Source organism: Allobosea sp. Root670 (genome assembly GCF_001429415.1).
GTDB lineage: Bacteria > Pseudomonadota > Alphaproteobacteria > Rhizobiales > Beijerinckiaceae > Allobosea > Allobosea robiniae.
In genome coordinates, this window is sequence record NZ_LMJU01000015.1 from 288,586 (window position 1) to 311,720 (window position 23,135).

Below are 23,135 nucleotides of genomic sequence, written 5' to 3' on the forward strand. Positions count from 1 at the left end.
ATTTTGAAGAGATGACCGACAGCGTCGCTGAAGAGATCAAGCCGAACGCCCCCGCCATGGGCAAGGGCACCGCGTTGCCGCCGGAAGAGATCGACCGGCTGACGGATGATATTATCGCCGCCCTGAAGACGGTCTACGATCCCGAGATTCCCTCGGACATCTACGAACTCGGCCTGATCTACCGTGTCGATATCGCCGACGACCGGCAGATCACGATCGACATGACGCTGACCGCGCCGGGCTGCCCGGTTGCCGGCGAGATGCCGGGCTGGGTGGAGAATGCCGTGAGCACCGTCAACGGCGTCGCTGGCGTGACGGTCAACATGACCTTCGATCCGCCCTGGGACCAGTCGCGCATGTCCGACGAGGCCCGGGTCGCGCTCGACATGTGGTGAGGCTGGACCCGTCCGCTGCTCTCGCGCATGATGCCCTATGCGCGAGACGAAGTGGGATTATCTGGTCTTTCCCTTCCTGGCCGCTTTGCTGATCGGCGTGTTCTACGCCTCGCTGCGGCTCGTCGGCTTCTTCGGTCTGGGTGTGCTCGGTCTCGTCATCGGCTTCATCACCGTGCGGATGGATCTCGAACGCGACGGGGCGAGCAGCGATCCCTCGGCATTGGCCGAACAGTTCAAGGCCCGCGAGCGGATGTCGCGCTCGGAACGCGCTGAATTTCAGGCCGCGCAGGCGTTCCGGTTGAAGCCGCTCTTCATCGCGCAGATCGTCGCGACCGGCTTCGTCATTATCGGCTTCGGCCTGCATTTCCTGCTGTGACGGCGGCGGTCGCGCGCGCGTGATCGATCGCATGATCGACCTTCATTATTCCCGGCCGGAGAAGGATGGCATCAAGACGGGGCGCAGGATTATCGCCACCGGAGCCCGCCATGCCCAGCTTTCCCTACGAAACCGTCGACGTCTTCACCGATCGCGCCTTCGGCGGCAATCCGCTCGCCGTCTTCACCGATGCACGCGGGCTCTCCGATGCCCAGATGCAGGCGCTCGCGGCGGAGATGAACTATAGCGAGACGACCTTCGTCCTGCCGCCGGACGATCCTGCCAATGACGCACGGGTGCGCATCTTCCATCGCACCGCCGAGATGCCATTCGCCGGCCACCCCAATGTCGGCACCGCCTGCGTGCTGGCGCGTCATGGCCGCGACCGCAACGGCGTCCTCCGCTTCGAGCAGATGGCCGGGCTGGTCGAGATCGCCGTCGAGCGCGATGCGGCCGGAGCTGTATCGGGCGCGGTCATCGCCGCGCCGCAGGCTCTGTCGCTCGGTGTCGAACTGCCGGCGGACCGGATCGCCGCCTGCGCGGGTCTCTCGCTCTCCGACATCGTCACCAGCGGTCATAAGCCGGTCCAGGCCTCGCTTGGCGTGAAATTCGTGCTGGCAGAGGTCGCGCCCGCCGCGCTGGCCGGTGCTGCACCTGATCTCGCCGCCTTCCGCACGCTTGAGGGCCAGCATTCCGAATTGCAGGGGCGGCTGTCGCTGTTCCTCTATGCCCGCGACGGCAATGCGGTCCGGGCGCGGATGTTCGCGCCGCTGGCCGGCACCTGGGAAGACCCCGCGACCGGCAGCGCCAGCGCCACGCTCGGTGCGTTGCTCCTGTCGCTCGATGGCGGGGACGAGGCGGCCTACAGCATCACGCAGGGCGTCGAGATGGGGCGGCCGAGCCGCCTGAACGTCACGTCGCGTCGCGCTGCGGACGGCTTCCGCTCGCGGGTCGGTGGTGGCTGCGTGCCGATGTTCCGCGGCGAGGCGCTGCTATAGCCCCAGTTCGGCCCGCGCCCGCTTCGTCAGCCCGGCGGCGACGAGGCGGTGGCTCTCGGCGAGATAGTCCTGCAGGGCCTCATCCGGCATGCTCTCGCCGGTAAGCCACTGGATCCATTTCATGCCGCGCGAGGCGAGATAGGGAGCGGGCCTGAGGCCCGGCTGCTCGCCCAGGATGTCGAAGGCCATCGGCGAGCATTTGAAGGAGACGGCCATCTCGCCGTTCTCCTGCTGCCGGCCGAGGGCGAAGACCTTGCCGCCGACCTTCCAGACATCGGCGCCGCCCCATTGCACGACATGGCTCGTGGCGGGGAGGCTCGCGCAGAAGGCGTTGTAGGCCGCAGGCGACATTGCGTTGGTAACTCCTGGCTCAGTAGCTCTCGGCGTCGATGCCGTGCTTCGCGGCCGCGGCCACGATCTGCGACCAGGTCTCATCATCGAGCGGGATGCCGGCCGCCTGCCGTTCGATCCTGACCTTGCGCTCCTTGTCGCCGGGCGCCAGCACCGGGTTGGCCGGGTCCTGCGGCTTCGCCGCGCGCACGAAGGCGAGATAGCTCTCGGTGCGGCTGCGGCGCAGCTCCGCGTCCGGCTCCAGCCGGGCCGGATCGATGATGATGCCGAAGAGCGAATTGATCACCCAGGTCTTCTGCGGCTTCTGGTCGATGCGGGCTGCGCCCATCAAGCCGGCCGAGAGCAGTTCCGCGATCAGCGACAGGCCGGCACCCTTGTGGTCGCCGAAGGGCAGGAGCGCGCCGAGCGGATGATCGGGACTGGCGAAGACATGGGCGGGATCGGTGGTCGGGCGGCCCTCGCCGTCGATGATGTAGCCGGGCGGCACCTGCTCGCCCTTGTTGAGGGCGACGCGGGCCTTGCCATGGGCCATGCGGCTGGTGGCGAAGTCGAGGATCAGGGGCTCGCCGCCGGGGACGGGGATGCCGATCGCATGGGGATTGGTGCCGAAGCGGGCTTCCTTCGCCGCATAGGGCGCGACGATCGGCGGGCGGCCGGCGACATTGACCCAGAAGAACGAGATCAAGCCGGCGGCGGCAGCGACCTCGGCATAATGGCCGATGCGACCGATATGATGGGAATCGAGCAGGTTGACGATGGCGACGCCGCCGGTCTGCGCCATGCCGATCGCCCGGTCGACGGCGTTGCGCGCGTTGGGCTGGCCGAGCGCGATCTTGCCGTCGATGATCAGGAAGGGCGCGGCGTCGACGCGTGTCTGCGGCTGTGAAGCCGGGCTGAGATTGCCGTCGGCCAGCGACTGGAAATAGAGCGGCAGCATGCCGACGCCGTGGCTGTCATGGCCGCTGAGATTGGCGAGGACGAGATGGTCGGCCGTCTCCTGCGCCTCCGCTTCGGTCCAGCCGGCCTTCACGACCATGTCGCGGACGAGGGCGTGCAGCGATTCGGGGCGGTGCAGACGGTGCGCCATGGGTTTCCTGCCGTTTGGATGAGGTCTTGTCGGAAGAGGTCTTGGGGCCTCGGGGGTCTTGAGCGCCAGAGTGCATGAGCGGGGCGGTTCCGCAATGCGTGGGGCGGGCAGGGGGCGGATACGAAGCGCATGGCGCGCTGGCGGCATCTCGACGAAAGCCCTGCCGATCCCTATGTTACTGGGAACAATCTTGCTTCACCGGGCCTTGAACCCGGTCGAGGAGGGAAACAGATGTTTTCGATACCGGGCCTGAAGGTCATTTCGCTGACCGACGCCGCGGCCACCCGTATCCGCGAGATCATGGCGCAGTCTGCGGGCGGCGAGGCGCCGGCGCTCGGCCTCAGGGTCGGCGTCAAGAAGGGCGGCTGCGCCGGCATGGAGTACACCTTCGAGATCGCCCGTGCGACTAGCAAGGGCGACGAGATCGTGACCGAAAAGGACGCGACGGTCGTCGTCGATGCCAAGGCCGTGCTGTTCCTGCTCGGCACCGAACTCGATTTCAAGACCGACCGGTTCTCGTCGACCTTCGTCTTCAACAACCCCAATCAGGTTTCGGCCTGCGGCTGTGGCGAATCGGTCGAGATCAAGCCGCGCAGCGAGAGCGCGCTGGCGGCGTCCTGAGTTCAAGCCCGCTGGAATCCGGCTTGTTCAGGCCACGCGGCTGGCGGTCTCCAGAGCATCCTCGGTGACGGTGCGGTTGCGGCCGTCGCGCTTGGCCTGCATCAGCGACTGGTCGGCCCGGTCGACCAGGGAGCCGGCGGTATCGCCGCGGCGATAGCTGGAGACGCCGAGCGAGATGGTGATGCGGCCGAGATTCTCGTTGGTCGAGCGCTTGATCAATTCGCGGGTCAGCAGCGCCTGACGCACGGTCTCGGCGCCGAACTTGCCGGCGATCAGGTCGGCCTCGGGCAGGATGATGGCGAATTCCTCGCCGCCGAAGCGGGTGATGATCGCCTTGTCCTTGAACTTGTCCTTCATCGTGCGCGCGACGAGGCGCAGCACCTGGTCGCCCGTGAGATGGCCATGGGCGTCGTTGAAGCGCTTGAAGAAGTCGATATCGGCCATGACCAGCGCGAAGGGCTCGCGGCGCAGCGTCGCCTGATCGATCGACTTCTGCAGCATCTCCTCGAAATGGCGGCGATTGGCGAGACCGGTCAGCGGATCGGTCAGGGCCTCGGCGCGGGTCGATTCCAGCGCCTCGCGCAGGTTGCGGATCTCGTTCGAGCTGTTGCGCAGTTCCGCTTCGAGCTGCGCCTTGCGCGAGACTTCCTCGCGGGTCGACATCACCAGCGCCTCGACCCATTCGCGCAGCTTGTGCCGATCCGTCGCCGGCGGCACATCCTCGGACATGGCGCAGAGGCGGCCGTGATAGAGCTCGCTGGAGCCGAGCGCCTTGTCGACCAGCCCCATCATCGCCTCGATCTCGCCGAGAACCTGAAGGCTGGTGCGCTCGGCCTGGCGCGAGAAGCGCTCGGTCGAGATGAAGCGTTCGTAGAGGCTGTCGATATCGGCCGCGGTGACCTGGCCGTCGCTGCCGGTGACGATGGCGCTCATCGCGATGCTGACGGCCGGCATCTCGCCGCTCAGATGGGCGTACCAGACCTCGAAGGCGCGGGGGTAGCTCGGCGAGCCGTGCTGACGCATCGCCGCGACGACGCGCTCGGCGAGATCATCAGTGCGGGCGGGAACCGAAACCAGGTCGTCCATGCCATCGCCATTCCGGTATGAAGCCGGGTCGCGGCCTTCGGCCACGTCAGCTTCGATCAAGACAATCGAAGCGGGACATCCTGTCCGTATCTACGGCGGCATGCGCCCGTCCGCTGCGAAAGTCAGCCCGTCGCAGCGAAGGGCAATCTAGGTCGACATCGTTAAAAACCGGTTGATGCCGTAACGTTATCCGACACGCGCCGGGCGCAGCAGGAAGGCCGGGACGTGATCGCCCAAACCCTTCACCTGCGGGCCGTCATCGTCGTCGCGGCCATGCGAGCCGCGCCCGCGGCGGGGGGCATCCTGATTGCGCGCGGCGGGCGGGGGCGCGGCCGTCTCGGAATCCGGCCGGATCGGCACGCGGCGCGGCTTGCGCTGCGTATCGGCCACGGTCTCATCGGCATCCGGCCGCGCGGCGCTGGAATCGGCGCGTGCCCCGCGTTCGGGACGGCCACGGCCGCCGCGCGAGGAGGAGCGCTTGTCGTCCCGGCGGCCGCTGCGACGTTCGTCGCGCGGTTCGCCCGGGGGCAGGGCGTCGAGGCCGGGGCCTTCGAAGGCGATGGTCTGACCGGTCAGCTTCTCGATCGCCGCGACGAGCTTGTCGTCATGGCGGGTGACGATGGTGAAGGAAGCGCCTTCGCGGCCGGCACGACCGGTGCGGCCGATGCGGTGGACATAGTCCTCGGCATGGGTCGGGACGTCGAAGTTGAAGACATGGCTGACGGCGGGGATATCGAGGCCGCGCGCCGCGACGTCCGAGGCGACGAGGATCGGATTCTCGCCGGTGCGGAAGGATTCGAGCGCCGCCATGCGGGCGTACTGATCCATGTCGCCGTGGAGCGCGACCGCCGGGAAACCATGGCGCTGCAGCGACTTGTGCAGCGTCGCGACATCGCGCTTGCGGTTGCAGAAGACGATCGCGTTCTGCAGGTCGGTCGCGCCCTTGATCAGCTTGCGCAGCGTCTCGCGCTTCTCGAAATCCTGCGAATTGGAGGCAATCAGACGCTGGGTGATCGTCGCTGCCGCCGTGGCGGGGCGGGAGACTTCGACGCGCACCGGATTGTGCAGGAACTGCTCGGAGATGCGGGTGATCTCCGGCGGCATGGTCGCGGTGAAGAACAGCGTCTGCCGCGTGAAGGGAACCAGCTTGCAGACCCGCTCGATGTCCGGGATGAAGCCCATGTCGAGCATGCGGTCGGCCTCGTCGATGACGAGAAGCTCGACGCCGGTCAGCAGCAGCTTGCCGCGCTCGACATGGTCGAGCAGGCGGCCGGGCGTCGCGATCAGCACGTCGACGCCGCGGGTGATCTTGGCATCCTGGTCGCCGAAGGAAACGCCGCCGATCAAGAGCGCGACCGAGAGCTTCTGGTTGACGCCGTAGCGGGTGAAGTTCTCCTCGACCTGCGCCGCGAGCTCGCGCGTCGGCTCCAGGATCAGGGTGCGCGGCATTCGGGCCCGGGCGCGGCCGGTTTCCAGGATGGTCAGCATCGGCAAGGTGAAGGCCGCGGTCTTGCCGGTGCCGGTCTGGGCGATGCCCAGAACGTCCTTGCGGGCGAGAACATGCGGAATGGCCTGGGCCTGGATGGGAGTCGGCGTGCTATAGCCTGCGGCGGTGACGGCCGTCAGAACCTTTTCACTCAAGCCGAGTTCGGCAAATGACATCGCGTATGGTGCTTCTTCTGGGTCGGTGAAACACGGCGGGATGACCTGCTCAACCACCGCGTTGGCGCGACGACAGTTCCTGCGCGCCTTCGGACCCGTGTGGAATGCAAAGAAAACGCGGCAAAGTCAATCATCTAGCCTTGAAAGGACTGCTTTAACCTCATGAAGGAGCCGCTTGTTCTCGTTCCCGGCCTGAGTTGCAACGCCGCGCTCTATGCTCCGCAATGGCCTGCGCTTGCCGATGGACGCCCCATCCTGGTCGCCGATCACGCCCGCGACGACACGCTATCAGCTATCGTGAAACGCCTGTTGGAAGCCGCGCCGCCGCGTTTCGCGCTCTGCGGTCTGTCGATGGGCGGCTATGTCGCGTTTGAAGTGCTCAGGCAGGCGCCGGAGCGCGTGACGCGGCTGGCCTTGCTCGACACCAGCGCCAAGCCGGCGACGCCCGAGACCAACCTGCCGCGTGAGCAGATGATCGCGTTGGCGGAGAAGGGGGCTTTCGACAACGTCACGACACTGCTCTGGCAGAAACTGGTCGCGCCGGCGCGCCTGACCGATGAGCCGCTGCGGCTGCTGGTGCGTGGGATGGCCGACGATGTCGGAGCCGAAGGTTTCGTGCGCCAGCAAAAGGCGATCATGAAGCGGCCGGACTCGCGGCCGCTGCTGGCAGGTCTATCGATTCCGGTGCTGGTGCTGGTGGGCCAGGAGGATGAGATCACGCCCGTCGCCGAAGCGCAGGAAATGGCCGGTCTCGTCGGCGCTCGCGGACGGCTGGCGATCGTGCCCGGCTCCGGTCATCTGTCGACGCTGGAAGCGCCCGAGGTTGTGACGGCGGAACTGTTGCGCTGGCTCGGCTGATACTTGTCATTGCGGGGCGCACCGCAGGCGCGAAGCCGGAATGACAAGGATGATCCTGATCAGCGGGGCAGGGCGCAGGGGTCGAGCTTCGTGTCGCCCGCCGCCCGGGCGATCGAGCCCGTGGTCATCGGGTCGCGCTTGGAGGCGGCGAGGCTGACCTGGGCCAGGCGGTCCTTGTCGAGCGAAGCGGTCTGGCTCGACAGGAAATTCGCGGCGATGACCGACAGGAAGGCGATGGCCGCGCCGGCCTTGGCGATATCGGCGGCGATGGTGCCGCGATTGTTCTTCCAGAACAGTTCGATCAGGCGCATGGCGCACTCTCCACGGCCCGTGACATCACGAGCTTTGCGGCAGCATGCGCCCTCAGCAGTAAAAGGATGGTTAGCCAAGTCTTGCCGGATTGCGGACGAATTTAGCGATCGCCTGCATTCTCGCTGGTTCTGCCGATCAGGCGGGCCTGCTGTTCCTTGAACAGCTTGCGCAGGGCGCTCAGCACCGCGGCGACGCCCGGCCTGCGGCGCGAGACCTCGTGCGAAACCAGGAAGATGTCGTCACCGGTCTGCTCGGGTGGCGGCTGGAGGCGGCGCAAGGTCGGATCGGCATCGCCCATGAAGCAGGGCGCCATCGACAGCGCCCCGGAGGAGCGGATGCTTTCGTAGCGCGCGGCCGAATCGCCGACGCGCGCCGCGATCGGGCGGCCGGCGGCATAGGCCATGATGTGGTCGTCGATCCGCGAGGAGGTTTCGCGATTGACCGAGATGATCGGCGCGGTCGCGGGATCGATGTCGCGGCGAACATAGAGCGCCTGCATCAGCCGCCCGACCTTCTGTGCGTAATGGCCGGGCTCGCCCGGAACCCGGGTCATGCGGAGCGCGATATCGGCTTCGCCGCGCGCCAGGTCGAGCCGGTTGCGCGTGCTGATGATGACGATCTCGACCCCGCCCGCGGCTTGCGAGATCGCCGTTGCGTTCATGGTCAGGAGCAGGCTGATCGAGGTGGTGGCGGTGATGCGGACAGGCGCGTCGGCTTGCGGGCGAGCCGTGTCCGCGCGGATCGCGAAGCGCCTGGCGGCGGCTTCCACGAGGGCCGCCTCGGTTGCGAGCTCAATGCCGATCGCGGTCGGTACGAGCCGGTTGGCCTCGCGGGTGAAGAGCTGCAATCCGAGCCCGGTCTCGAAGGCCTTCAGCCGGCGCGCGACCGTTGCCTCGCTCAGGCCTAGGCGCGCCGCTGCCACGGCCATCGACCCGCCGACGGCGATGGCGTTGAAGATCCGGATGTCGTCCCAGGATACCTGTCCGGCCGGGGATGCCAGATCGCCGTCGCGTCGAGATGGAGGGGAAGCAGGCTCGCCCATGCGCTCAGTGGCCAGTCCCAGGAGGTATGGTGTCGGCGATCATGGCGGTCCGGGAGGTGAGGAGGGTTCGACATGCGCGAACCCTGCCGGGAAATGTCTGCTCGAGCAGCCCGCCGGGCGTGAGCCCCAGCCCTGCAAGGGTGCAGGGCTCGTAACTCACAGGTCGATCAGTTCGCCGGCAAAGGCGGCGCGTTCCTGGATGAAGACGAAGCGCGCTTCCGGCTTGTTGCCCATCAGGCGCTCGACCGTGTCGGAGGTCTCCTCCTTGGCCTCGTGATCGACCATGACCTTGAGCAGGATGCGCTTGCTCGGGTCCATGGTGGTTTCCTTGAGCTGGGCCGGCATCATTTCGCCGAGGCCCTTGAAGCGCGAGATCTCCGGCTTCTTGCCCTTGAACACCGTCTCGATCAGCTCGTCCTTATGGGCGTCGTTGCGGGCATAGATGCTCTTGCCGCCGTGCTGGAGGCGGTAGAGCGGCGGCACGGCGAGATAGAGATGGCCCTTCTCGATCAGGCGCGGCATCTGGCGCCAGAAGAAGGTGACGAGCAGCGAGGCGATATGGGCGCCGTCGACATCGGCGTCGGTCATGACGATGACCTTCTCGTAGCGCAGGTCATCCTCGCGGAATTGGGTGCCGATGCCGCAGCCGAGCGCCAGGATCAGGTCGGCGAGCTGCTGGTTGGCATTGAGCTTCTCGCGCGTGGCATTGGCGACGTTGAGGATCTTGCCGCGCAGGGGCAGGATCGCCTGGTTCGAGCGATTGCGCGCCTGCTTGGCCGAGCCGCCGGCCGAGTCGCCCTCGACGATGAAGAGCTCGGAGCCAGCCGCGCCGGCATTCGAGCAATCGGCGAGCTTGCCGGGCAGGCGCAGCTTTCGCGTTGCGGTCTTGCGCGAGACTTCCTTTTCGAGGCGCCGGCGCAGGCGCTCCTCGGCCCGGTCGACCGACCAGTCGAGCAGGCGCAGCGCCTGCTGGGGCGCGGCGGCGAGCCAATGGTCGAAGGCGTCGCGGATCGCGTTCTCGACGATGCGGTGGGCTTCCTGCGTCGCGAGCTTGTCCTTGGTCTGGCCCTGGAATTCCGGCTCGCGGATGAAGACCGAGAGCATGGCGGCGCAGGTCGCCATCACGTCGTCGGAGGTGACCTGCGCCATGCGCTTGGACTGGCCGATGCGCTCGGCATGGTCGCGCAGGCCGCGCAGCAGGGCGATGCGCAGGCCCTGCTCATGCGTGCCGCCTTCGGGCGTCGGGATCGTGTTGCAATAGGAGGAGGAGAAGCCGTCCTCGCCGGTCGCCAGCCAGGCCACCGCCCATTCGAGCGAGCCGTGGCTGCCTTCCCGGGTGATCTTGCCCGAGAAGATCGGCTCGGCGACGAGGTCCTTGCCCTCGATCTCGCGGCCGAGATAGTCGCGCAAGCCCCCGGGGAAGCGGAACACCGCTTCGGCGGCGACGTCGCCCTCGGGCTTCAGCAGCGACGCTGCGCAGGTCCAGCGGATCTCGACGCCGCCGAAGAGATAGGCCTTGGAGCGTGCCATCCTGAACAGGCGGGCCGGCGAGAAGGCCGCGCCCTCGCCGAAGATCTGCGCGTCGGGGTGGAAGCGCACGCGGGTGCCACGCCGGTTGGCGACGGCGCCGACGGTTTCCAGCGGCCCCTGCGCCAGGCCGCGCGAGAAGATCTGGCGATACAGCGTCTTGCCGCGCGCGACCTCGACCTCCAGCCGGTCCGACAGCGCATTGACCACGGAGACGCCGACGCCATGCAGGCCGCCCGAGGTCTCATAGGCCTTGGAATCGAACTTTCCGCCGGCATGCAGCGTCGTCATGATGACTTCGAGCGCCGACTTGCCCGGAAATTTCGGATGGGGGTCGACCGGGATGCCGCGGCCATTGTCGGTGACGGCGATCGAGCCGTCCTCGAACAATTCGACATCGATGAAGGTGGCGTGGCCGGCCACCGCCTCGTCCATGGCGTTGTCGATCACCTCGGCGAAGAGATGATGCAGGGCGCGTTCGTCGGTGCCGCCGATATACATGCCCGGCCGGCGGCGCACCGGCTCCAGCCCTTCGAGGACCTCGATGGCGGAGGCGTCATAGCCGGTCTCCGAAAGGGTGCCGTTGCGGGCAGGGGATGTGGGCGGCTGCGGCGCCTTGGGGGCAGCGGCGGGCGAGCGGGCTTCCGGCCTCGGGCTCGCCGCGTCGGGCCGCTCCGGCTCCGCACCGAAAAGATCGCCGTTATCCGCCATTGCCACCAAATGCTTCCTGATTCGCGCCTTCGAACTCTAGCGCATTGCGGCCCGTCATGCCCTGTCAGGGGCAGCTTATAGACGCCTCATCCCCGGATCGAAACCGCCTCGTCTCCGGCGATCGCATGCCTGTCACATCCCTGTCGCCGGCTTGGGCAAGAGCGGGGCGGAACCGAGCCGTTCAGGCCACGTTAACCATCCGTGCCGAGGATGGTCAGCACGTTCAGGCCTATGCGGATTTCCGCAATGCGCTATGATCGGTCTACAGGGGAGAAGGCCGTGGCTTCGCGTCAGTCAGTGCCGGTTGCGGGTATCGCGGGTTTGCAGCGTGCTGCACGCCTCGCCGGCGAATCCTTCGGTCATGAAGATGTCATCGGCACGCCCCTGGCGGCGAGCGATCCGCATGCCTCGCGCTGGGTCTGGTGGCTTGCGGCGATCGCCGCTTCGGCCGGGCTTGCGGTTCTGCATTTCTCCTGAAAGCCGCCCCTCGGCCGCGCGGAAATATCAACCTTTATGCCCTAGGCCTGTGGCCGGAGGGCAATGGGATGTTTCGCGTCATCGTCACGGATAGCGGATTGGCCGATAGCGGCGCGTTGCCATCTGCCGCGCCTGTTCGCGCGGCTTGAGCGGAGCGCCGCGCCGGTGGGCCAGATCGCCGCTCTCGGAGCCTATGTCTATCAGGCCGTGCTGGCGCTCGTGCTGCTGCTGCTGGTCTCGCGTATCCTGCCGGCGCGGGATTTCACGCATTATTCGCTCTTCGTCACGATCAGCCAGTTCGCCAGCATTGCCGTCTTCGAGTGGATCCGGTTCTCCTGCAGCCGGTTCTATCCCGGCGCCGACGAGACGGCGCAGCGCTCGGTCATCGCGTACGCTTTCGCCGTTTGCGCTGCTCTTTGCCTGCTCGCGGGAGCAGGCGTTCTCGCGTCGGGCGCGGCTGCGCCGGGCATCGCCGTCGGTGGAGCCTTTTTTGCGGTGTTCCAGGGCGGCTCGGAGCTGCACCTGACGATGCTGCGCTTCCGGCAGGATTTTCGGCTGTTCTCGATCCTGCAGGCTGCCCGGGCGTCACTCCTGGCGATCGGCACGGTCGGCGGAGCCATGCTTGCCCCGGCGCTTTCAGGCGCGGTGGCCGGCATGCTGGCCGGAAGCCTCGCCTATGTCGTGCTAGCGCGGCTGGCCGGGGGGCCGCTGGCGCGAGGGCTCCATCGGCCGCAGCGTCATCTGCTGAAGAAATACCTTGCCTATGGGGGCGTTTCGGCCGGAGCCTCCGTGGCCAGCCTTCTGGCGCCGCTCGGCCTCAAGGCACTGATCACGGCGGTGATCGGCAGTCAGGGCGCGGCCGGCGCGCTGCTGGCGCTCGACCTGCTGCAGCGGCCCTTCATTCTGGTCGTCTCGGCGCTCCATGCGATCCGCTATCCCGAACTGGTCGCCAGCTATGACCGCGAGCCGGGTTCGCCGGCCTTCCGGGAGCGCCTCGGCGGCTACTACGCACAGCTTGCGAACTGCTCGCTGGTAACGGCGGCAGCGATCCTGTGCCTGCTGGCGCCGGCCGCGACCTGGCTGGTCAAGGCCGAACTGCGCGAGACCTTCCTCCTCGCCGCGCCGGCCGTGACGATCCTCGCGCTGCTGCGGGCCTGGGTCCAGAACCTGCTGCCGACGCCTGCGCATCTGACGCAGCGCCTGAGGCCGATCATCGGGCTGGCCGTGACCGACGCCATCCTGCTCAACCTGAGTTCCTTCGCCGGCTGGGCCTTGTCCGGCGGCTCGCTGACCGGATTGCTTTACAGCGGTGCCGCGGGGGCGGCCGTGGCCATGATCGTGGGGACATCGCTGTTCCTGTCGATGCCGTTCCGCTGGCCCGGGCTCACGCTGGGCAGCGCGCTCGCCGCGTTCGCCATCGCCGGGATCGCCAATGCCGGCACGCCGCAGACATCGCTGCCGGTGTCGTTGGCCGTCATGCTGCTGTGCATTCCGCCGACGGCCGCGACCGTCGCCGCGCTGCTCCGGCGCCCGGGTGCTTCACCGGATATCTCGTGACGGGCGTGGTCAGCGCCGCGGCGCAGCCATGTCCGAAAGGGTCGACAACAGGGTCTCGGCGCTCTTGTCCCAGGAGAAGCGCGCGAGGTTGGCATGGCCCTTCCCGACCAGCCCGGAGGTATCGCCGCCGGCGTCCATGATCTGGCGCATTGCGTCTTCGAGGCTGGCGCGATCGCGCGGGTCGAAATAGAGCGCCGCCTCGCCGCAGGCTTCGCGGACTGCCGGAATATCCGCAGCCAGGACCGGGCAGCCCTGCGTCATCGCTTCGAGCGGCGGGATGCCGAAACCCTCGTAGAGGCTTGGAAAGACGAAGCCGCGGGCCCGGCGTTCGAGCGCGACGATCTCGGCATCGGTCAGCCGCCCGGTGAAGATGAGGTTCTCGGCGCTCGCCGGCGCATCGGCCTTGAACACGCCGCTCCGGTCGAGAGCGCCCGCGATGACGAGCTTCCAGCCGCGATCGCCGAGAGCATCGAAGGCGCGGATGGCGAAATCGATGTTCTTGTTGGGCTTCAGGGTGCCGAGCATGAAGAAGAAGTTCGTGCCCTCGAGGCCGAGGCGCGGCAGGACGGTTTCGTCCGGAACCAGCCCGGAGAAATGGTCGGTGGCGTTGTAGATCACCGGAATGTTGTCCGGGCGGACATGAAAGATCGTGCCGAGCTCGCCGCGCGAGAACCGGGAGACCGTCGCGATGCGCGCCGTTCGCGTCAGCCCGAAGCCGAGGGCCTTGTGGGTGACGCGGTACGCCCTGCTGAAGGCTTCCGGGTGACGGAAGATGGTGACGTCGTGGATGACGACCAGCTGCCGGCGGTGGAGCAGGGGGCCGCTGCCGCCGAAGCCGACGAGGATGTCGCCCGCAGCCCGGCGCGCGAGCGCGGTCTGCTCCCAGAGGTGGCCTGAGAACGGCCCGAAGCGTTCGAGCGCGATATGCCGGAATTCATCGGTCTGGGGGACGTCTTCCGGCGCGAGGAGGCGCCAGCGCGCATCCCTGAGCGTTTCGGGAAGCGCGCCTGCGCCGATCCGCCGGTCGAGCGCCCTGGTCAGTTCGAACGCAAAGCGCTGCACGCCGGTCAGCGGCTGGCCGAGAAAGCGCCCGTTGATCGAGATCGTCTGCAAGCCTGAGCACCGCCATCCAGCAATTCTCCGCCGAACCTGCCCGATCACGCGTGAAGGCGAGGTTACCCGGCTTCGCGACGCCCGCGCCCAACGAAAAGGCCGAGGCGTTGCCGCCCCGGCCTTCCATGTCCTGCGGTCTCGGCCGGTGCCTGCGCAGCCGGCCGAAAATCCCTCAGTACGAGTAGTACATCGCGAACTCGACCGGGTGCGGCGTCATCTCGAAGCGCGCCACATCCTGCATCTTGAGCTCGATATAGCTCTCGATGAAGTCGTCGGTGAAGACGCCGCCGGCCTTGAGGAAGGCGTTGTCCTTCTTCAGCGATTCCAGCGCTTCGCGCAGCGAGCCGCAGACGGTCGGGATCTTCTTCAGCTCGCGCGGCGGCAGGTCGTAGAGGTCCTTGTCCATCGCCGGGCCGGGATCGATCTTGTTCACGATGCCGTCGAGGCCGGCCATCATCAGGGCCGAGAAGGCGAGATAGGGGTTCGCCATCGGATCGGGGAAGCGGACCTCGACGCGCTTGGCCTTCGGCGAGGTCGTCCACGGAATACGGCAGGAGGCCGAGCGGTTGCGCGCCGAATAGGCGAGCAGCACCGGGGCCTCATAGCCCGGGACGAGGCGCTTGTAGGAGTTGGTCGAGGGGTTGGTGAAGGCGTTCAGCGCCTTGGCATGCTTGATGATGCCGCCGATGTACCAGAGGCACTCCTGCGACAGGTCGGCATATTTGTTGCCGGCGAAGAGCGGCTTGCCGTTCTTCCAGATCGACTGGTGGACATGCATGCCCGAGCCGTTGTCGCCATAGACCGGCTTCGGCATGAAGGTCGCGGTCTTGCCGTAGCTCTGGGCGACGTTGTGGATGCAGTACTTGTAGGTCTGCAGCTGGTCGGCGGTCTTCACCAGCGTGTCGAACTTCATGCCGAGCTCATGCTGGGCCGAGGCGACCTCGTGGTGGTGCTTCTCGACGGCGACGCCCATCGAGGCCATGGCCGCGAGCATCTCGCCGCGCATGTCCTGCGCCATGTCCTGCGGCGGGACCGGGAAGTAGCCGCCCTTGGTGGCGATGCGGTGGCCGAGATTGCCACCTTCGTAATCGGTCATGCCGTTGGTCGGCAGCTCGGCGGCGTCGAGCTTGAAGCCCGTGTTGTACGGGTCGGCGGCGATCTTGACGTCGTCGAAGATGAAGAACTCGGCCTCGGGGCCGACATAGACGGTGTCGCCGATGCCGGTCGACTTGAGATAGGCCTCGGCCTTCTTGGCGATACCGCGCGGATCGCGGCTATAGGGTTCGCCGGTGGCGGGCTCGAGCACGTCGCAGTTGATGACCATGGTCGGAGCCGCGAAGAACGGATCCATCACGGCCGTGGTCGGATCCGGCATCAGCAGCATGTCGGACTCGTTGATCGCCTTCCAGCCGGCGATCGACGAACCGTCGAACATCGTGCCCTCGGCGAAGATGTCCTCGTCGATGATGCTGACGTCGAAGGTCCAGTGCTGCCACTTGCCGCGCGGGTCGGTGAAGCGGAAGTCGACGTATTTGACGTCGTTGTCCTTGATCGCCTTGAGGACATCCTTGGCGCTTTTCATTTCAGCAATTCCTCTTGCCAGCCATGTTCACATTCACGCTGCCGCAACCGGCTCCATCCGGCCTGCGGCTCGTTATCCGATGATGGGGAGACGACCTCAGATCGCGTCCGCGCCGGTCTCGCCGGTGCGGATGCGGATCACCCCCTCGATGCTCGATACAAAAATCTTGCCATCTCCGATCCGGCCGGTCTGGGCGGCCTTCGTGATCGCCTCGATGGCGCGATCCAGCATCTCGTCGGCGAGAACGATCTCGATCTTCACCTTCGGCAGGAAGTCGACGACGTACTCGGCGCCACGATAGAGTTCGGTATGGCCCTTCTGGCGGCCGAAGCCCTTGGCTTCCAGGACCGTGATGCCCTGCAGCCCGACCTCCTGGAGCGCCTCCTTCACTTCGTCCAGCTTGAAGGGCTTGATGATCGCTTCGATCTTCTTCATGCGCCGACCGGCCTCCCTTGCGTCTCGAGATCCGGCCGAGCCGGACTGTAGCTGGCGGAGCCTTCCGGCGCGGGAACGAACCCCGCAGCCCTGAACGCCTGCAGCCTTGCCTCTGCTCATAGCATTGGCGCCGACGCCCCGCCATGCGGCAGCGCCCGCCAACGCGCCCGGCGAAAAGGCAATAAACAGCATAAAAAATGGGCAAGTGCATATCGGTTGATCATAAGCGGCATTCCGCCGCAGCTTGCGGCCTGCCGGACGGCGCCTGAAGATGCGGCATGGACGACAGACGCGCCGACATGAAGGACAGGGCGGAGCTCGCCTTGCTGACCACGCAGCAGATGGCAGCCGCCGATCGCGTGGCCATCGCGGCAGGCACGCCCGGCATCGCGCTCATGGAGCGAGCGGGTCGTGCGGTGGCGGAGGCCGCTCTCAGGCGGGCAGGGGCGGGAGGATCCGTCACGCTGTTCTGCGGGCCGGGTAACAATGGCGGCGACGGCTTCGTCGCGGCGCGGCTTCTGCGCGAACGCGGGCTCAGGGTTCGCGTCGTGCTGCCGGGCGCCGCTGACCGCTTCGTCGGCGATGCCGCGATCGCGCTGGAGCGCTGGGCCGGACCGGTCGAGCCGCTGAACGCGCTTGCCGATAGGCAGGGCGATGTCTTCGTCGATGCGCTGTTCGGGGCCGGGCTGACGCGCCCGCTGGCCGGGGCATTTGCCGAAGCGGTGGCATGTCTCAACGGCGCGGGACGCCCCGTCATTGCCGTCGACATGCCGAGCGGCATATCGGGGGATACCGGCCAGGTGGAAGGCATTGCCGTCAAGGCGAGCGAAACCGTCACCTTCTTCCGGCTGAAGCCAGGCCATCTGCTGCAGCCGGGGCGGTCGCTCTGCGGCCCCGTGACGGTCGCCGATATCGGCATTCCGGCTCAGCCTGCGCTCGAAGCGGTCGGGGTCATGGCATTCCGCAACGACCCCCTGCTTTGGCGCCGTGCCTGGCCGGAACACCAGGCCGATACGCACAAGTTCCGGCGCGGTGCGGTCGCTGTCCTGGCCGGCGGGGTTGCCGGTGTCGGGGCGCCGAGGCTGAGCGCGCGTGCGGCGCTGCGGGTCGGTGCCGGGCTCGCGACCCTGCTCTGCGAGCCCGAGGCCTTGCCGGTTCATGCGGCGCGCGGGCCGGACGCCTTGATGCAGCGGGCCGTCGCCGATCGTGGAGCACTGGAGGCCTTCCTTCGGGATCGCCGGGTTTACGCTGTCCTGGCCGGTCCGGCGCTGGGGCTCGACCGGCGCGCGGGCGATCTGCTGCGGGCCGTGATTGCGGATGACAGGCCGGCGGTGCTCGATGCCGATGCCCTGACCGCGCTTGCGGGACTCCCCGATGGTGGCGCCCGCCTTCTGGGCGGGCGCGGCGGCGGGACCGTGCTGACGCCGCATGAGGGCGAGTTCCAGCGCCTGTTCGGCAAAGAGTCCGCCATTGCCGCCGAGCCCTCGAAGCTCGAACGGGCGCGGAAGGCCGCGGCGTTGTCCGGAGCTGTCATCGTCTACAAGGGAGCCGATACGGTCGTCGCGGCGCCAGATGGGCGCGGCGCGATCAATGTCACAGGATCGGTTGCGCTGGCGACAGCGGGGTCCGGCGACGTGCTGGCCGGGCTGGTCGCCGGCCTGCTGGCGCAGGGCATGCCCGCCTTCGAAGCCAGTTGCGCAGCCGTCTGGCTCCATGGACGTGCCGGGGAGAAGCTTGGAATGGGGCTGATTGCGGACGATCTGCCAGAGGCCATACCGCCGCTGCTGCGGGATACCGCCACGGCCTGATGCAGGCAGGACAAGGCCCGCCTCGCTTTCGCGAGGCGGGCCTTTCGAGCTAACCGGCCAGATTCAGGCCGTTGCTCCGTCAGGTGCCGGAATAGGTCACGCTCGGAGCTGCCTTGAGCTGGTCCTTGGTCATCGTGATCTTGCCGTGATCCGGATACATCGCCGGCGCCTTCGGGGCTGCCGCGGCCGGCGGAGAGGCCATGCCGCCGCCCGTGCTGCCGGCGCTGCCGGACGGAGCGGGAGCAGGGGCTGCCGCGGCCATCGGCTGGTCGCTCCAGGTCACCTGGTCGAAGGGGACCGCGACATCCTTCGAACCGATACCGAGGAAGCCGCCGACGCCGATCGTGACCATCTCGATCTTGCCGGTCTTGTCGACGATCACCTCGGTGACGTCACCCACCTTCTTGTCGTCAGGGCCGTACACGTCGACGCCGATCAGTTTGCTCGTGCGCCACTTGCCCTGGCCGGCCAGATTGGTCGGGGCCGGGGTGCTGGCGCTCGTCTGCGCGGCCGTCGGCGCGGCGGGCGCTGAAGACGGCGGCGTCGGCGCGCTGGTTTGGGCCATGGCGGCTGTAGCGAGCATCGCGACACCAACTGTCGACAGCATGAAATGATGATGCCTGATCATATCTTCCTCCAAAATGCTTCCGCCAGTAGAGCGGCTCATAATGAGAACAATCGAGCAGCGCTTTTGTTCGGATCGGCGGCGAAGGAATTTATGACCTCGGCCGAATGAGCCCGCGCAGAAAGTCACGCAGGTGCATCGACCTGCCGATCCTGCGGCATTTGCTTGATTGTGTCGGGCGATTGCTTGCCGGACGAAGCCGTGATCCAATGCCGCATTGTTGGAAACGCCGCAGCCGCGACGCTGTTCCAACCTCGGCCGCGCGAGGTGTTCCGATGCCGACACTCCCTGTCACGCTTTCCGTCGACGAGCGCACGCTCGCGGCGCTCGATCGACATGTCGAGCTTCACCGGCAAGGCCGCTCGCGTGCCGATGTGATCGCGGAAATCCTTGTCGTCTGGGCGGCCAGTCCGGAGCGCTCGACGCCGCCGGACGAGGGTCTGCGCCCGGAGGAACTCAATGCGAGCAACGATTCCTGAAACTGGGGAATGTGTGCCCGTCAGTCGTCGGCGTCGTCACGGCGGAGTTCGAAGGCCAGCATGGCCTCCGCGAGGGCGTGCAGCTCCCGCTCCTTTTCCGCACCGTCAGGCATCGCGTTCAGCTCTTCCACCCGCTGCTGGGCACGGTCGTAGTCTTCTTCGGTGTGGATCACGATGGGCAGCTTCACGGGCGTGTTCTCCTGGGCAGCGAAGCGGGGGCGATGCCACGCTTCCATGACGATCGAACGTCTGCCGATGCCGATCCGAACGCAGGCCGGTCAAGCCGGTTCCGCTCGTTGCAGCCGCATGGCCGCTGCTCATCGGCAGCGGGTCATGTCCGGATGCTTTTCCGCTTAAGCCTTCGGCAAGGCCGTAGCCGGCATCATGAGCGTTCCCGAGTTCGATGCAAGGCGCCGGAAGGGCAGGCGATGCGTAGGTTTCTGATTCCGGCCGCCCTGTCGGCGGCGATGCTCGCGGCGATCTGCGGGCCGGCATCCGCATTCTGGCAGCGCTCGCAGGTCTCGGCCTGCTCGGATGCCACGACCGATGCGGAGCGCGAGCACCTGCGCTGCTGGGAGCTCAACGCCTATGCCGATCCGGGTTGGCCGGCGCTCGGGGCGGGCGGCGGCGCCTATCTGCTGCCGGGGCCGGCGAGCCGGCCGGCGCGCCCATATCGGGGTGGCGGCGTAACCCGGCGGCTTGGCTGAAAGATGTGAATCTGCGGGGGGCGGCGCTGCACGGCAGCAGCAGCTATCCGGCTGTGGTGAGCGGGGTGGGGATCGAACCCACGACCACATGATTAAAAGTCACGTGCTCTACCACTGAGCTACCCGCCCTCACCGGCGCGGTGAATACGGAGCCGATTGGCCCCGGTCAACTCGTTCCGTGCAGATCGCACGATTTTGCGGTGGGGTTCGTCGGGTTCCGGGTATCCGCGTTAACCCGGCGGAAACCAAGCCGGCCTAGCGTTCCAGTCATGGTTATTCGCCGCGGACTCCGGTCTATCTTCGTGACATTGGCCCTCTACCTGGTCTCGGGGGCGGCCGTGGCCTATTTCATGTTCCACGCCCAGCACGGCGCACGCGGCCTCGAGGCGCGCGGCGCGATCCGGGAGTCGCTGCGCGACATGGAGGGGGAGCTTGCCACCCTCACGGCCGAGCGCAAATCCTGGGAGCAGAGGCTCGCTCTGGTGCGCAACGAGGCCGTCGATCGCGATCTCCTGGAAGAGAACGCCCGCGAGATTCTCGGCCGGACCCACAAGAACGACGTCGTCATCATGGGCCGCTGAGGCAAAATACCTCCGCCGCTTAGTCGCAGACGTATCGATTAACTCAATTCCAGTTAAAACGTATCAACCCATATTTTTCAATGGGTTAGGGCATGTTGCATTGCGAGATAGCGTCCTCGCCAAGGATTTTCCGATCCTCTACAACAATAGTCGGATGACCTTGGAGGACCGCCTATGGCTGTTGCTGCGCGTAAGTCGAAAGCTCCCGCTCAACCCAAAGCCGCTGCAAAGCCGGCAAAGGCCCGTGCGGGCAAGGAAAGCGCCGGCAAGGTCGGGGGAAGCCTCAGCAACACACCGACCTTCACCAAGGAAGAAGATCTCCACGCCTATCGCGAGATGCTGCTGATCCGGCGCTTCGAGGAGAAGGCCGGCCAGATGTACGGCATGGGCCTGATCGGCGGCTTCTGCCACCTCTATATCGGCCAGGAAGCCGTCGTCATCGGCATGCAGATGGCCTCCAAGGATGGCGACCAGGTCATCACCGGCTATCGCGACCACGGCCATATGCTGGCCTGCGGCATGGAATCGCGCGGCGTGATGGCGGAGCTGACCGGCCGGCGCGGCGGCTATTCGCGCGGCAAGGGCGGCTCGATGCACATGTTCAGCCGCGAGAAGAACTTCTATGGCGGCCATGGCATCGTCGGCGGGCAGGTATCGCTCGGGACGGGGCTTGCCTTTGCCGACTGGTATCGCGGCGACAACACGGTCTCGATGACCTATTTCGGCGACGGCGCGGCCAACCAGGGCCAGGTCTACGAGAGCTTCAACATGGCCGAGCTCTGGAAGCTGCCGGTCGTGTTCGTGATCGAGAACAACCGCTATGCCATGGGCACCTCGGTCAATCGTGCCTCGGCCCAGACCGATTTCTCCCGCCGCGGCCTCTCCTTCAACATTCCCGGCGAGCAGGTCGACGGCATGGATGTCCGTGCCGTCCGCGAGGCTGGCCAGCGCGCCATTGAGCACGCCCGCTCCGGCAAGGGGCCGTATATCCTTGAGATGCAGACCTATCGCTATCGCGGGCATTCGATGTCCGACCCGGCGAAGTACCGCTCCAAGGATGAGGTCCAGCGCATGCGCGAGGAGCACGATCCGATCGAGCAGGTCCGGGCGCGGCTGATCCGCGACTTCAAGATCGCCGAGGACGAACTCAAGGCGATCGACGCCAAGGTGCGCGAGATCGTCAACGACGCCGCCGAGTTCGCGACCCACGATCCCGAGCCGGATCCGTCGGAGCTCTACACCGACATCCTGCTGGAAGCCCCGCGGGGCTGATCGCCCCGCGCTACCGGCCTTCATCCTTTTCCCCGCGTCTTAGAATCCGGGTGCGTTCATGCCGATCGACATTCTCATGCCTGCCCTTTCCCCCACCATGGAGGAAGGAAAACTGGCCAAGTGGCTGAAGAAAGAGGGCGATCAGGTCAAGTCCGGCGACATCATCGCCGAGATCGAGACCGACAAGGCGACCATGGAGGTCGAAGCCGTCGACGAGGGCGTGCTCGCCAAGATCCTCGTCGCGGATGGCACCGAGAACGTCGCCGTGAACACCCCGATCGGCGTCATCGCCGCCGAGGGCGAGGATGTTGCGGCTGCGGCCAGCGGTGGTGGCAAGGCTGCTGCGCCTGAAGCCAAGGCCGAGCCGAAAGCCGAAGCCAAGCCGGCGGAGGCCAAGAGCGAGGACGTGCCCGCCGCCAGCAAGCCGGACACCGTCCCGGCTCAGGCGAAGGCCTACGATTCCTCCTCGGAATTCCCGGCCGGCGCCGAGCTCGTCAGCACCACGGTCCGCGAAGCCCTGCGCGATGCGATGGCCGAGGAGATGCGCCGCGACAAGGACGTCTTCGTCATGGGCGAGGAGGTCGCCGAGTACCAGGGCGCCTACAAGGTCACGCAAGGGTTGCTGCAGGAATTCGGCGCCAAGCGCGTGATCGACACGCCGATCACCGAGCACGGCTTCGCCGGCATCGGCGTCGGCGCGGCGCTCTCCGGCCTGAAGCCGATCGTCGAGTTCATGACCTTCAACTTCGCCATGCAGGCGATCGACCACCTCATCAACTCCGCCGCCAAGACGCTCTACATGTCCGGCGGCCAGATGGGCTGCCCGATCGTGTTTCGCGGCCCGAACGGCGCGGCTGCCCGCGTCGGCGCCCAGCACAGCCATGACTATGCGGCGTGGTACTCGAACGTGCCGGGTCTCAAGGTCGTGATGCCCTACAGCGCTTCTGACGCGAAGGGCCTGCTGAAGAGTGCGATCCGCGATCCGAACCCGGTGATCTTCCTCGAAAACGAGATCATGTACGGCAAGTCCTTCGACGTGCCGAAGGGCGACGATTTCCTGATCCCGATCGGCAAGGCGAAGGTGGTGCGTCCGGGCACGGATGTCACGATCGTCTCCTTCGGCATCGGCATGACCTATGCGCTCGGCGCCGCCGAGGCGCTGGCCAAGGAGGGCATTGAGGCCGAGGTCATCGACCTCCGCACGATCCGCCCGATGGATATCGAAACCGTCATCGCCTCGGTGCAGAAGACCAATCGCTGCGTCGCGGTCGAGGAGGGCTTCCCGCAGTCCGGCGTAACCGCCGAGATCGGTATGAAGATCATGGAGGCGGCCTTCGATTATCTCGACGCTCCCGTCGCCCGCGTCACCGGCAAGGACGTGCCGATGCCGTATGCGGCCAATCTCGAGAAGCTCGCGCTTCCGAACATCGGCGAGGTCGTCGCGGCGGCCAAGGCCGTCTGCTATCGCTGAGA

General features: G+C 66.8%; 25 protein-coding genes and 1 tRNA gene. 13 read left to right on the forward strand and 13 right to left on the reverse strand.

Annotated features, from left to right (window positions below):
- The first annotated feature begins 11 nt into the window (after positions 1-11).
- The 3 genes from ASE61_RS13780 to ASE61_RS13790 all read left to right on the forward strand — a co-directional run bounded on the left by ASE61_RS13780 (position 12) and on the right by ASE61_RS13790 (position 1,769).
- Entirely contained in the window at positions 12-395 is a 384-nt protein-coding gene (locus tag ASE61_RS13780) for an SUF system Fe-S cluster assembly protein (RefSeq protein WP_061967776.1), read from the forward strand.
- 37 nt (positions 396-432) lie between these two features.
- Positions 433-771 carry a hypothetical protein gene (locus tag ASE61_RS13785; RefSeq protein WP_061967778.1) on the forward strand — a complete coding sequence of 113 codons (339 nt, stop codon included), beginning with the start codon at positions 433-435 and terminating at the stop codon, positions 769-771.
- Between the two features lie 110 nt (positions 772-881).
- Positions 882-1,769 carry a PhzF family phenazine biosynthesis protein gene (locus tag ASE61_RS13790; protein WP_061967779.1) on the forward strand — a complete coding sequence of 296 codons (888 nt, stop codon included), beginning with the start codon at positions 882-884 and terminating at the stop codon, positions 1,767-1,769.
- On the opposite strand, the gene ASE61_RS13795 is transcribed toward ASE61_RS13790, so the two are convergent.
- Both ASE61_RS13795 and ASE61_RS13800 read right to left on the reverse strand, forming a co-directional pair.
- Entirely contained in the window at positions 1,764-2,120 is a 357-nt protein-coding gene (locus ASE61_RS13795; protein WP_061967781.1) for an MmcQ/YjbR family DNA-binding protein, read from the reverse strand. The two genes, ASE61_RS13790 and ASE61_RS13795, sit on opposite strands and share 6 nt — an antisense overlap.
- Before the next feature lie 19 nt (positions 2,121-2,139).
- Positions 2,140-3,207 (reverse strand): malate/lactate/ureidoglycolate dehydrogenase, encoded by a 1,068-nt coding sequence (locus ASE61_RS13800; RefSeq protein ID WP_061967783.1) that lies wholly within the window; start codon positions 3,205-3,207, stop codon positions 2,140-2,142.
- Positions 3,208-3,438: 231 nt separating this feature from the next.
- On the opposite strand from ASE61_RS13800, the gene ASE61_RS13805 reads away from it, so the two are divergent.
- Positions 3,439-3,828, forward strand: a complete 390-nt coding sequence (locus ASE61_RS13805) for a HesB/IscA family protein (protein WP_061967785.1) — start codon at positions 3,439-3,441, stop codon at positions 3,826-3,828.
- 27 nt (positions 3,829-3,855) lie between these two features.
- On the opposite strand, the gene ASE61_RS13810 is transcribed toward ASE61_RS13805, so the two are convergent.
- Positions 3,856-4,914 carry a sensor domain-containing diguanylate cyclase gene (locus ASE61_RS13810; protein WP_142115599.1) on the reverse strand — a complete coding sequence of 353 codons (1,059 nt, stop codon included), beginning with the start codon at positions 4,912-4,914 and terminating at the stop codon, positions 3,856-3,858.
- 186 nt (positions 4,915-5,100) lie between these two features.
- Complete coding sequence (locus ASE61_RS13815) at positions 5,101-6,576, reverse strand: DEAD/DEAH box helicase (protein WP_061967789.1); 1,476 nt, start codon at positions 6,574-6,576, stop codon at positions 5,101-5,103.
- A gap of 162 nt (positions 6,577-6,738) precedes the next feature.
- Between ASE61_RS13815 and ASE61_RS13820 the strand changes: the two genes are divergently transcribed.
- The gene (locus ASE61_RS13820; RefSeq protein WP_061967790.1) at positions 6,739-7,434 is read left to right on the forward strand and encodes an alpha/beta fold hydrolase; all 696 of its coding nucleotides are present in this window, start codon (positions 6,739-6,741) and stop codon (positions 7,432-7,434) included.
- Positions 7,435-7,493: 59 nt separating this feature from the next.
- Here the strand turns inward: ASE61_RS13820 and ASE61_RS13825 are convergent, their stop codons facing one another.
- The 3 genes from ASE61_RS13825 to parE form a co-directional block, all read right to left on the reverse strand.
- Positions 7,494-7,745: a hypothetical protein gene (locus tag ASE61_RS13825; RefSeq protein WP_061967792.1), complete on the reverse strand. Its 252-nt coding sequence runs from the start codon at positions 7,743-7,745 to the stop codon at positions 7,494-7,496.
- 101 nt (positions 7,746-7,846) lie between these two features.
- The gene (locus ASE61_RS13830; protein WP_082617422.1) at positions 7,847-8,788 is read right to left on the reverse strand and encodes a LysR family transcriptional regulator; all 942 of its coding nucleotides are present in this window, start codon (positions 8,786-8,788) and stop codon (positions 7,847-7,849) included.
- A 156-nt stretch (positions 8,789-8,944) separates the two neighbouring features.
- Positions 8,945-11,026 carry a DNA topoisomerase IV subunit B gene (gene parE / locus ASE61_RS13835; RefSeq protein ID WP_061967796.1) on the reverse strand — a complete coding sequence of 694 codons (2,082 nt, stop codon included), beginning with the start codon at positions 11,024-11,026 and terminating at the stop codon, positions 8,945-8,947.
- 279 nt (positions 11,027-11,305) lie between these two features.
- Between parE and ASE61_RS13840 the strand changes: the two genes are divergently transcribed.
- On the forward strand, positions 11,306-11,503 hold the full coding sequence (locus ASE61_RS13840; RefSeq protein ID WP_139163581.1) for a hypothetical protein: 198 nt from the start codon (positions 11,306-11,308) through the stop codon (positions 11,501-11,503).
- 165 nt (positions 11,504-11,668) lie between these two features.
- Positions 11,669-13,060, forward strand: coding sequence for a hypothetical protein (locus ASE61_RS13845; RefSeq protein WP_061967800.1), 1,392 nt, complete (start codon positions 11,669-11,671; stop codon positions 13,058-13,060).
- A 9-nt stretch (positions 13,061-13,069) separates the two neighbouring features.
- On the opposite strand, the gene ASE61_RS13850 is transcribed toward ASE61_RS13845, so the two are convergent.
- The 3 genes from ASE61_RS13850 to ASE61_RS13860 form a co-directional block, all read right to left on the reverse strand.
- Positions 13,070-14,173 (reverse strand): glycosyltransferase family 4 protein, encoded by a 1,104-nt coding sequence (locus ASE61_RS13850; RefSeq protein ID WP_061967801.1) that lies wholly within the window; start codon positions 14,171-14,173, stop codon positions 13,070-13,072.
- A gap of 172 nt (positions 14,174-14,345) precedes the next feature.
- The gene (gene glnA / locus ASE61_RS13855; protein WP_061967803.1) at positions 14,346-15,755 is read right to left on the reverse strand and encodes a type I glutamate--ammonia ligase; all 1,410 of its coding nucleotides are present in this window, start codon (positions 15,753-15,755) and stop codon (positions 14,346-14,348) included.
- A gap of 96 nt (positions 15,756-15,851) precedes the next feature.
- Entirely contained in the window at positions 15,852-16,190 is a 339-nt protein-coding gene (locus ASE61_RS13860) for a P-II family nitrogen regulator (protein WP_061967805.1), read from the reverse strand.
- Positions 16,191-16,468: 278 nt separating this feature from the next.
- Here ASE61_RS13860 and ASE61_RS13865 point away from each other — a divergent pair, with 278 nt between their 5' ends.
- A complete protein-coding gene (locus ASE61_RS13865) occupies positions 16,469-17,998 on the forward strand; it encodes an NAD(P)H-hydrate dehydratase (RefSeq protein WP_244492833.1) in 1,530 nt (509 codons plus the stop codon).
- 79 nt (positions 17,999-18,077) lie between these two features.
- Here ASE61_RS13865 and ASE61_RS13870 read toward each other — a convergent pair whose 3' ends face one another.
- A complete protein-coding gene (locus ASE61_RS13870; RefSeq protein ID WP_061967806.1) occupies positions 18,078-18,626 on the reverse strand; it encodes a PRC-barrel domain-containing protein in 549 nt (182 codons plus the stop codon).
- Between the two features lie 272 nt (positions 18,627-18,898).
- Here ASE61_RS13870 and ASE61_RS13875 point away from each other — a divergent pair, with 272 nt between their 5' ends.
- Entirely contained in the window at positions 18,899-19,102 is a 204-nt protein-coding gene (locus ASE61_RS13875) for a hypothetical protein (protein WP_061967808.1), read from the forward strand.
- A 20-nt stretch (positions 19,103-19,122) separates the two neighbouring features.
- Here ASE61_RS13875 and ASE61_RS13880 read toward each other — a convergent pair whose 3' ends face one another.
- Positions 19,123-19,290, reverse strand: coding sequence for a hypothetical protein (locus ASE61_RS13880; protein ID WP_156407096.1), 168 nt, complete (start codon positions 19,288-19,290; stop codon positions 19,123-19,125).
- A 240-nt stretch (positions 19,291-19,530) separates the two neighbouring features.
- Here ASE61_RS13880 and ASE61_RS13885 point away from each other — a divergent pair, with 240 nt between their 5' ends.
- On the forward strand, positions 19,531-19,809 hold the full coding sequence (locus ASE61_RS13885; protein ID WP_061967811.1) for a hypothetical protein: 279 nt from the start codon (positions 19,531-19,533) through the stop codon (positions 19,807-19,809).
- 54 nt (positions 19,810-19,863) lie between these two features.
- Here the strand turns inward: ASE61_RS13885 and ASE61_RS13890 are convergent.
- A tRNA-Lys gene (locus tag ASE61_RS13890) sits at positions 19,864-19,938 on the reverse strand.
- Positions 19,939-20,111: 173 nt separating this feature from the next.
- Between ASE61_RS13890 and ASE61_RS13895 the strand changes: the two genes are divergently transcribed.
- The 3 genes from ASE61_RS13895 to ASE61_RS13905 all read left to right on the forward strand — a co-directional run bounded on the left by ASE61_RS13895 (position 20,112) and on the right by ASE61_RS13905 (position 23,133).
- Positions 20,112-20,390, forward strand: a complete 279-nt coding sequence (locus ASE61_RS13895; protein WP_244492834.1) for an FtsB family cell division protein — start codon at positions 20,112-20,114, stop codon at positions 20,388-20,390.
- 174 nt (positions 20,391-20,564) lie between these two features.
- On the forward strand, positions 20,565-21,662 hold the full coding sequence (gene pdhA / locus ASE61_RS13900) for a pyruvate dehydrogenase (acetyl-transferring) E1 component subunit alpha (RefSeq protein WP_061967814.1): 1,098 nt from the start codon (positions 20,565-20,567) through the stop codon (positions 21,660-21,662).
- A gap of 58 nt (positions 21,663-21,720) precedes the next feature.
- Positions 21,721-23,133 carry a pyruvate dehydrogenase complex E1 component subunit beta gene (locus tag ASE61_RS13905; protein ID WP_061967816.1) on the forward strand — a complete coding sequence of 471 codons (1,413 nt, stop codon included), beginning with the start codon at positions 21,721-21,723 and terminating at the stop codon, positions 23,131-23,133.
- The last annotated feature ends 2 nt before the right edge of the window (positions 23,134-23,135 follow it).